The organism is Phascolarctobacterium faecium DSM 14760 (genome assembly GCF_003269275.1).
Taxonomy (GTDB): Bacteria; Bacillota; Negativicutes; order Acidaminococcales; family Acidaminococcaceae; genus Phascolarctobacterium; species Phascolarctobacterium faecium.
Window position 1 is genome coordinate 19608 of the sequence record NZ_QLTS01000014.1, and the last position, 9371, is coordinate 28978.

The 9371-nt window shown below is 50.9% G+C and carries 5 protein-coding genes; 2 read left to right on the forward strand and 3 right to left on the reverse strand.

Features of this window, described 5'->3' with window-relative positions; genetic code table 11:
• The first annotated feature begins 258 nt into the window (after positions 1–258).
• Positions 259–4842, forward strand: coding sequence for a glutamate synthase large subunit (gene gltB, locus C8D73_RS10960; protein WP_113078221.1), 4584 nt, complete (start codon positions 259–261; stop codon positions 4840–4842).
• Positions 4842–6317: a glutamate synthase subunit beta gene (locus tag C8D73_RS10965; RefSeq protein WP_113078222.1), complete on the forward strand. Its 1476-nt coding sequence runs from the start codon at positions 4842–4844 to the stop codon at positions 6315–6317. The genes gltB and C8D73_RS10965 overlap by 1 nt, the downstream gene beginning before the upstream one ends.
• Positions 6318–6488: 171 nt before the next feature.
• Here C8D73_RS10965 and C8D73_RS10970 read toward each other — a convergent pair whose 3' ends face one another.
• The 3 genes from C8D73_RS10970 to sfsA form a co-directional block, all read right to left on the reverse strand.
• Positions 6489–6983, reverse strand: coding sequence for an HD domain-containing protein (locus C8D73_RS10970; RefSeq protein WP_021717798.1), 495 nt, complete (start codon positions 6981–6983; stop codon positions 6489–6491).
• A gap of 22 nt (positions 6984–7005) precedes the next feature.
• Positions 7006–8229 (reverse strand): class I SAM-dependent rRNA methyltransferase, encoded by a 1224-nt coding sequence (locus C8D73_RS10975; RefSeq protein ID WP_113078223.1) that lies wholly within the window; start codon positions 8227–8229, stop codon positions 7006–7008.
• A 99-nt stretch (positions 8230–8328) separates the two neighbouring features.
• On the reverse strand, positions 8329–9009 hold the full coding sequence (gene sfsA / locus C8D73_RS10980; RefSeq protein WP_113078224.1) for a DNA/RNA nuclease SfsA: 681 nt from the start codon (positions 9007–9009) through the stop codon (positions 8329–8331).
• Positions 9010–9371: the final 362 nt, after the last annotated feature.

The window sequence follows — 9371 nt, forward strand, 5'->3', positions numbered from 1 at the left end:
AATATTACACTATTAAATAAACTTTGTATAGTGCAAAAGCCGCTCTTACTGATTTTTCACAAACATTTCAATATTCTGTCTTTTTACAGTTGCTGCCTTGCTGCAAGCTGTTTTTGTTTAATTTTTACAGTATTTTATTCCGCTTGTCAAAGACTTTAAAATATAATGTATACAATTTGCATTTCTTTTTTGCGTATTTTATAATTAAACTTGCAGTTTTGTATATAGATATAATTTGCTTTGAGAGGGGAAAATCACATGTATACTTCATTACCGCCCAAGCAGGGGCTTTATGATCCCTGGTTCGAGCACGACGCCTGCGGTCTGGGTGTCGTCGCCAACATCAAAGGCCGTAAATCCAACAAGATCCTGCGGCAGGCTTTAGTGGTGCTGCGCAATATGGACCACCGCGGCGGACAAGGCGCCGATATGAATTCCGGCGACGGCGCGGGTATCCTCCTTCAGCTGCCGCACACCTTTCTGGTCAAAGAATGTGCCAAGCTCGATATCGAACTGCCGCAGCCCGGCCATTATGCCGTTGGCTTTATGTTCCTGCCGCCTGACGTTGTAGAGAGAGAAAACACCCAGCGTCATTTTGAAAAGCTTGTTACTGCAAACGGACAGGAGCTTTTAGGCTGGCGTAACGTACCGGTCGACCCGGAGGTACTGGGTGAAAAATCACGCCAGAGCCAGCCGTTCATGGCGCAGGTCTTTATCAAGGCCAGCCCACAGATCATCGACCGGCTGAGCATCGACGATAATGCCTTTGAACGACAGCTGTACAGCATCCGCCGTCAGGCCGAAAATCATATTCGCTATGGCAGGCTACGCGGCGGCAGGTATTTTTATATCGCCAGCCTGTCTTCACGGACTATCGTTTATAAAGGGATGCTGACTACGGAGCAGCTGGGTTCTTTTTATTCTGACCTGCAGGACAGTTCTATGGAAACAGCAATGGCTTTAGTCCATTCCCGTTTCAGCACCAACACCTTTCCCAGCTGGGAACGCGCCCATCCTTACCGTTATTTGATGCATAACGGCGAGATCAATACCCTGCGCGGCAACATCAACTGGATGCGCGCCCGCCAAACGATGTGCGGCAACAGCCTCTGGGGCAGCAAGATCAAAGATATCATGCCTATCATCGACGAAACCGGCTCTGATTCGGGAATGTTCGATAACTGTCTGGAATTTCTTGTCATGTCGGGACGCAGCCTGCCGCATGCTGTAATGATGATGATTCCCGAACCGTGGGGCAAAAATCCCCATATCGATCCGGATCTGAAAGCTTTTTTTGAATACCATAATTCTCTGATCGAAGCATGGGACGGACCTGCCGCCATGGCCTTTACCGACGGACGCACTATCTGCGCCGCTCTGGACCGCAACGGTCTGCGGCCTTCCCGCTATTACATTACTCAGGATGATACGATCGTTCTGGCCTCCGAGGTCGGCGTCGTCGATCTGGATCCGGCGACCATTGTCAAAAAAGACCGTCTGCGGCCGGGCAGGATGCTGGTCATCGATACTGTAGCAGGCCGCATCATCGGTAACGACGAGATCAAACATAAAATAGCTACCGAACAGCCCTATCGCAAATGGCTGGACGAAAACCTTATTAAATTGAATGCGATCAAGCTCACTACCGAGCTGCCGAAGCCCGATCCCAAAACCCTGCTGCGACGGCAACTGGCTTTTGGCTATACGCTGGAAGACCTGACTAAGTTTCTGAAACCAATGGCTACTAAGGGGATAGATCCGCTGGGAGCGATGGGCAACGACGCTCCACTGGCCGTTTTATCCGAAGAACCGCAGCTTTTATACAACTATTTCAAGCAGCTTTTCGCCCAGGTCACCAATCCTCCTATAGACGCTATTCGCGAGGAAGTGTTTACTGATACGACCAGCGGCATCGGTCCGGAGAAAAACCTGATCGACCCGCAGCCTGACAGCTGCCGGCAAATTTCAGCCGAATCGCCTGTTTTGAGCAATATCGAGCTGGCCAAGCTCAAAAATATCCAGCAGCCTAAATTCCAGGCGGCGACACTGCCGATGCTTTACCCGGTAGCCGCCGGCGGCACAGGGCTCAAACACGCACTTGACAGTCTGTGTGCACAGGCTGACGCTATGATCGCACAGGATAAATGTATTCTGATTTTATCTGACCGTGAAATGAACGAAGAAATGGCGGCTATTCCTGCCCTTTTGGCCGGCGCCTGCCTGCATCATCATCTGATCAAAAGCGGCAGCCGGCTCAAAGCTTCTATTATTATCGAATCGGCCGAACCGCGCGAAGTGCATCATTTTGCACTGCTGCTTGGCTATGGCGTCAGCGGCATCAATCCCTACCTGGCGTTTGAAACGATCGAAGAAATGTGCTCTAACGGTATGATCACCGGAGTTACAGTAGAGCAGGCCACCGCAAACTATATCGACGCCTGCACCCACGGTATCGCCAAGATCCTTTCCAAAATGGGTATTTCTACAGTGCAGTCTTATCGCGGCGCCCAGATTTTTGAAGCTATCGGCATCAGCAGCTGTGTGATCGAAAAATATTTCACCGGCACACCTTCCCGACTGGAAGGGATCGGCCTGGACGAGATCGCCAAAGAAGTAGAGCTGCGTCATCTGCCGGCCTTCAAAGCTGATGCGTCTGATCTGTGCAGCTATGAATCCGGCAGTGTTTACCAATGGCGCAGCGGCGGCGAACGGCATATGTTCAATCCGCAGACTGTTTTTGCACTGCAGCAGGCCTGCCGCGAAAACGATTACACTATGTTCAAACGCTTTTCCAGCGAACTGAACAGCAGTGCTTTTACCAATCAGAACCTGCGCAGTATGCTGACCTTCACTCCGCAGCGGCTGCCGATACCTATCGAACAGGTAGAATCTGTAGACAGCATCTGTAAACGTTTTAAAACCGGCGCAATGAGCTACGGCTCACTCAGCCAGGAAGCGCACGAATGTCTGGCGATCGCTATGAACCGTATCGGCGGTAAGTCCAATACGGGCGAGGGCGGCGAACATCCTTCCCGCTTCCGTCCCCAGCCTGACGGCGATAGTAAGCGCAGTTCTATCAAACAGGTGGCCTCAGGCCGCTTTGGCGTTACCAGCAATTATCTGGTCAACGCGGATGAGATCCAGATCAAGATCGCCCAGGGTGCCAAACCAGGTGAAGGCGGTCAGCTGCCCGGAGGTAAAGTCTATCCCTGGATCGCCGAATGCCGCGGGACTACTGCCGGTATCGGCCTTATCTCACCGCCGCCCCATCACGATATTTATTCGATCGAAGATTTAGCCGAACTGATACACGATTTGAAAAACGCCAACCCACGTGCCAAAATCAGCGTCAAGCTGGTTTCTGAGGTTGGCGTCGGCACCATTGCCGCAGGCGTCGTTAAAGCCTGTGCCGATGTAGTGCTGATCTCCGGCTACGACGGCGGTACAGGTGCTTCCCCCCGCACCAGTATCAACCACGCCGGACTGCCCTGGGAGCTGGGACTGATGGAGACCCATCAGACGCTGCTGCTCAACAACCTGCGCAACCGTGTGACTCTGGAAACCGACGGTAAGCTGATGACCGGACGCGACGTGATCATCGCCGCCTTGCTGGGTGCCGAAGAGTTCGGCTTTGCCACTGCGCCGCTGATCGCTTTGGGCTGCGTTATGATGCGCGTCTGCAATCTGAATACCTGTCCTATGGGCGTCGCTACCCAGGACCCGAAGCTGCGCCGTAACTTTAAGGGCAAACCGGAGTATGTCGTCAACTTTATGCACTTCATTGCCCAGGAGGTTCGCGAATATATGGCCGAACTGGGCTTCCGCAGTATCGACGAAATGGTGGGACGTACGGAAGTACTGCTGGCTAAACCGGAGCGTAACTGGAAAAATAAAAATCTTAACTTAGCGCCGCTGCTTTATAAACCGGAGGTAGAACCGGGCACCAGCCAAGTCTGCACCACCGAACAAAACCACCAGCTGGAAAAATCGCTGGACTGCCGCGAGCTGCTGGCAATCTGCAAAACCGCTGTCGCCGGCAAAAAACAGGTCGATATCACGCTGCCTATCAAAAATACCGACCGTGTCGTCGGTACCATCCTCGGCAGTGAGATCACTCGCCTTTACGGTTTGGAAGGCCTGCCGGAAGATACGATCAGACTGCACTTCAAAGGCTCGGCCGGACAAAGCTTTGGAGCCTTTTTACCGCCCGGTATCACCCTGCGTCTCGAAGGCGATGCCAACGACCACGTCGGCAAGGGTCTTTCCGGCGGTAAAATCATCATCCATCCCTTTGCAGAAGCGCCTTTCAATCCTCACGAAAACATCATTATCGGCAACGTTGCCTTCTACGGCGCCACCAGCGGTGAAGCCTATATTTCCGGTATTGCCGGTGAACGTTTCTGCATTCGCAACAGCGGCGTCAATGCCGTTATCGAAGGTGTCGGCGACCACGGCTGCGAATATATGACCGGCGGCACCGTCGTTATTCTGGGTAAGACCGGACGGAACTTTGCTGCCGGCATGAGCGGCGGTATTGCCTATGTTTTAGATGAAGACGGTACCTTTTCGAGCTACTGTAACAAAGAAATCGTACTGCTGGAACAGTTGAAGGAAATCAATGATACCATGCAGCTGCAGAAAATGATCCTAAAACACGCAGAATATACCGGCAGCAGTATTGCCCGCCGGATTCTGGCAGACTGGGACAGTTACGTCAAAAAATTTGTCAAGGTCATTCCCAAAGATTATAAGCGCGTTACCGAAAAAGTCGCCCAATACCTGCAAAGCGGTATGAGCGAGCAGGAAGCGACGATCAAAGTATTTGAGGAGGTGCAGGCATAATGGGTAAACCGACCGGATTTATGGATTACAAACGGCAGGAACTTGCGCTGCGCCCGCCTCAGGAGCGCATCAAAGACTGGGAAGAAATCAAAACCAGCAGTCTGCCTCACAAAGAAGAACTGCAAAAACAGGCTGCGCGCTGCATGGACTGCGGTATTCCCTTCTGCCACAGCGGCGTAATGTTGGGCAAAGCCTTATCAGGCTGTCCGCTGCATAATCTGATGCCGGAATTTAACGACTTTGTTTATCAGGGGCTGGATCATTTCGCCTATGCGCGCCTGAATAAAACTAATAATTTCCCGGAATTCACCTCGCACGTCTGTCCGGCTCCCTGTGAAGGAGCCTGCAGTGCCAGCCTGGCAGGCAGTGCAGTCAGTATCCGCAATCTTGAACAATATATCATTGAAACAGCATTTGCAGAAGGCTATGTCAAACCCAACAAGCCGGCTCACCGCAGCGGACAAAAAGTTGCCGTTATCGGCAGCGGCCCGGCCGGCCTGGCCTGTGCCGACCAGCTTAACAAGGCAGGCCACAGCGTCACCGTCTATGAACGTGCCGACCGCGCCGGGGGGCTTTTGATGTATGGTATACCCAATATGAAGCTGGACAAGCATCTGGTAGAACGACGTATCAAGCTTCTGGAAGAGGCCGGGGTCACCTTTGAACTGAACAGTGAGATCGGCCACAAAATTTCTTCGGAAACACTGCTGAAACAGTTCGATGCGATCGCCCTTTGTACCGGCAGTACCGTACCGCGTGATCTGACCATCCCCGGCCGCGAGCTGCAGGGCATCCACTTTGCCAAGGATTATCTGCACAGCGTCACTAAAAGCTTTTTAGACAGCAGCCTGCAGGATAAAAAAGCTGTTTCCGCCAAGGGGAAAGACGTTATCGTCATCGGCGGCGGCGATACCGGCACCGACTGTGTAGCGACAGCCATTCGTCAGGGCTGCAGAAGCGTAAAACAGATCGAGATCATGCCCTGCCTGCCCCACTCCCGTACTGCAGATAACCCCTGGCCGGAAATGCCCCGTGTTTTCAAAACTGATTACGGGCAGGAAGAAGCCTTCGAGCTGTACCACCAGGACCCGCGAGACTACTGTATCATGAGCAAGGAATTTATCGGCAAAAATGGGAAAGTCGATAAGCTGCGGCTCTGCCAGATTGACTGGCAGAAGGAAGCCGGGCGTTTAATTCCTGTCGAGATCGCCGGAACAGAACAAATAGTCTCAGCTCAGCTGGTGCTTCTGGCAATGGGTTTTATAGGCACTGAAACACAGTTATTTGACGAATTTAAATTTGCCAGATCAGAGGCCAATACTATTGCGGCCAATGATAATGATTATATGACCTCGATCCCCGGTATTTTTGCGGCTGGCGACGCCCGCCGCGGCCAAAGCCTGGTAGTCTGGGCCATTGCCGAGGGACGCGGAGCCGCAGCCGCCATTGACAAATATCTGACGGCAGTTAAATAAGCGTTCCCCTCTCCTTAACATAGTGAACAGACCCTTACGATCAGTCGGCATAAGCCGCTGCCATAAGGGTCTGTTCCATTTTCGGCTCCTGCAGGCGCAGGCTCCCACGATTATTTATAACAGAAAAAGCACTTGCCTGCTTCATTACGGCAAGTGCTTTTTATACATCATTCAAATTCCAAACATCTGGCGGCACAGCCTGATACCAGACGCCGTTTTAAAAATTCGCCCGCAGGCAGTCTGGATAGCCTCCTTACTCATGCCATCTTCATAAAAATTCACCAAAAAATCAGCTTCCACTAAAATCTGATAATCCATACCATCGATATTGGTATAAGTATGATGATGCCCAATCAAATAGCATACCCGCTCGCAGACGTCAGGAGCAAAACCTAACTTTGCCAGCAGTTCTGCCGCTGCCGGCGGTCCCTCCAGCTCCTGCGTTTTACCGCTGCATTTACCGGCGCCGAACTTCGCCTCGCCATTTTTGATACCGATATCGTGAGTCAGCGCCGCAGCTTCTAAAATAAACTGCGTCCTTTCGTTCAGCTGTTCCTGACGTCCGATCAACTGCGCCAGGGCATGTACCTTAATAAAGTGCTGGATCCGCCGGGCGTCGCCGCCCATATAAGCGATCATAGCTTCCAATAACTGCTGCAGCTGCATTATCTTGCCTCCAAATCACAACTTAAACTACCTGGAAAATATAAAATTTCAAATAATACGTCTCCGGGACATTCCATAAAATCGGATGGTCAGGCGACTGCTGCCGAGCCTCGATCTGCCGCAACTGTACATTGGCGTCTGCAGCCGCATCATGCAGCATCTGCACAAACAGCTCTTCCTTCATAAAATGCGAGCAGGAACAAGTCGCCAGATAACCGCCGCGCGGCAGCAGCTTCATAGCCTTTAAATTGATCTCTTTATAGCCGCGGATGGCATTTTTGACCGTACTGCCCGACTTTGTAAACGCCGGTGGGTCTAAAATAATAAAATCATATTCCCGGGACTTATTATTGACCAGCTCTGACAGCAGATCAAAAACATTGGCCTTCAAGCCTTTAACGACTTTATCCAAGCCGTTTTTAGAGGCGTTGGCGTCCGTCATCTGCACTGCCTCGGCCGAAATATCTACAGCTGTTACAGCAGCAGCGCCTCCTGCCGCCGCATTCAGGGCAAACGCACCCGTATGGGTAAAGCAGTCCAGTACATGCTTGCCTTTGGCAATTTTGGCGATTGCCTGGCGATTGTACTTCTGATCCAAAAAGAAGCCTGTCTTTTGGCCGTTCTCCACATCCACATTATACCTGATCCCGTTTTCAACGATTTCCGTCAACGGCTCCCCTGGTTCTGCAGCCTCTGCAAACGCAAACCAGCCCTTGTTTTCCTCCATGCCTTCCAGCAGGCGGATCTTCACATCGTTGCGTTCATACAAGCCCCTGATTTCCTCACCCTGCTCACGTAAAATCTTGTACAACAGGTTAAAAATCAACTCTTTCCGCACTTCTATTCCCAGTGATAAAGTCTGTGCAACCAAAATGTCATTGAACCGGTCTACTGTCAGACCTGGAAAATGATCGGCCTCACCAAAAATCAGGCGGCAGCATTTAAAATCGGCTCCTGGCATTACAGTACGACGATAATCGATCGCATAACGCAACCGCCGTTCCCAGAAATCATCGTCAAATTTATCATTGGTATTGGTCGAAATCAGGCGCACCCTGATCTTGGAATGGTCGTTGACAAACCCGGTGCCCAGATATTTGCCCTTGTTTGTTACCACATCGACCAGATCACCGTTTTGGTATTCGCCTTCGATCCTGGTGATTTCTTCAGCATAGACCCATGGATGGCCGCTGCGGGCGGCTCTTTCGCCCTTCGGTGTAATATAAAACTTAGTATATTCTCTCATAATCTGCTCCGTTCTTTTTCAGCTGTACTGCCCTTATGCTGCCCCAGCTCTTGAAGCAGGCACAGCGCTAAGATTTTTTATTATAGCATATCTCCCAATTTAAAAACAGCAGGGAATCTGCTTTCCCAAACTAAGGCCATCCGGCGTTACGTCACAATCATAAGCCAACACTTGTACGCCAGCCTGCTGTGCCCGCCGCAGCGCTTCGGCAAAAGCCGCATGTGTGCGGCGATTTGGTGTAAACCTGGTCACACCGCGCATCTGGATCACAAAAATCACCGCGGCGGCATAACCATACCGCACCGCCTGCGCCAGCTCATCTAAATGCTTAATGCCGCGCTCTGTAGGCGCGTCGGGGAACATGGCTATACCATTTTCCTCCAGCGTTACACCCTTTACTTCAATAAATAGCTTCTGCTGTGGCGTTTCTACATAAAAATCAAAACGCGATGTACCATACCTGCATTCAGGCTTCAGCAGCGTAAGACCCGGCAGCAGTTCGCCTGATGCCAGCCATTCGGCCACCACCTTATTCGGTGCCTGCGAATCCATATTGATCAGTAAGCTGCCCTTTCTGACAGCAATCAACGAATATTTTGTCTTACGCCTGGGGTCATGATGGCACTCCACATAAACCACTGCTCTCGGCGTCAGAAGCTCACGACAGCGCCCTGTATTCTTCACGTGGCAAACCTCTACCTGCCCGTCCAGCTCGATATGAGCAATAAAACGATTGGGTCGTGCAATAAAGTAACCCTGTTTTATTCCATTATAATGCATTTTCTGCCTCATTTTCTTTAAAAGATGTTTTCATTATACTACACCTAAGGCAAAGACAAAAGGCAGTTCGTCTTAACTTCAAACATATTTATTTCCCCGGCAATAAAAACCGTTTACTTTCAGCTAAATATAAAATAACCCTTACTGCCTTGAATCTCACATTCAAAATCAGCAAAGGTTATTCCTTAAAATACTTATTGATAATTTTACAACAGCCCGGCCGGTATATACCAGTTTCTGGCATCTATCGGCAGCAAATCATTGGCGAAACAGATCACGCCGCCTGCACCTAATTTCAAGGCCCGTTCTCCCTCTGCCACCGGCCGCAGGATATCAAACTTCTTCGTTTCTTTCACCGGGCT

Coding starts and splice junctions, on each gene's coding strand:
- gltB (WP_113078221.1), top strand. CDS start 259: ATGTATACTTCATTACCGCCCAAGCAGGGGCTTTATGATCCCTGGTTC.
- C8D73_RS10965 (WP_113078222.1), top strand. CDS start 4,842: ATGGGTAAACCGACCGGATTTATGGATTACAAACGGCAGGAACTTGCG.
- C8D73_RS10970 (WP_021717798.1), bottom strand. CDS start 6,983: ATGCAGCTGCAGCAGTTATTGGAAGCTATGATCGCTTATATGGGCGGC.
- C8D73_RS10975 (WP_113078223.1), bottom strand. CDS start 8,229: ATGAGAGAATATACTAAGTTTTATATTACACCGAAGGGCGAAAGAGCC.
- sfsA (WP_113078224.1), bottom strand. CDS start 9,009: ATGCATTATAATGGAATAAAACAGGGTTACTTTATTGCACGACCCAAT.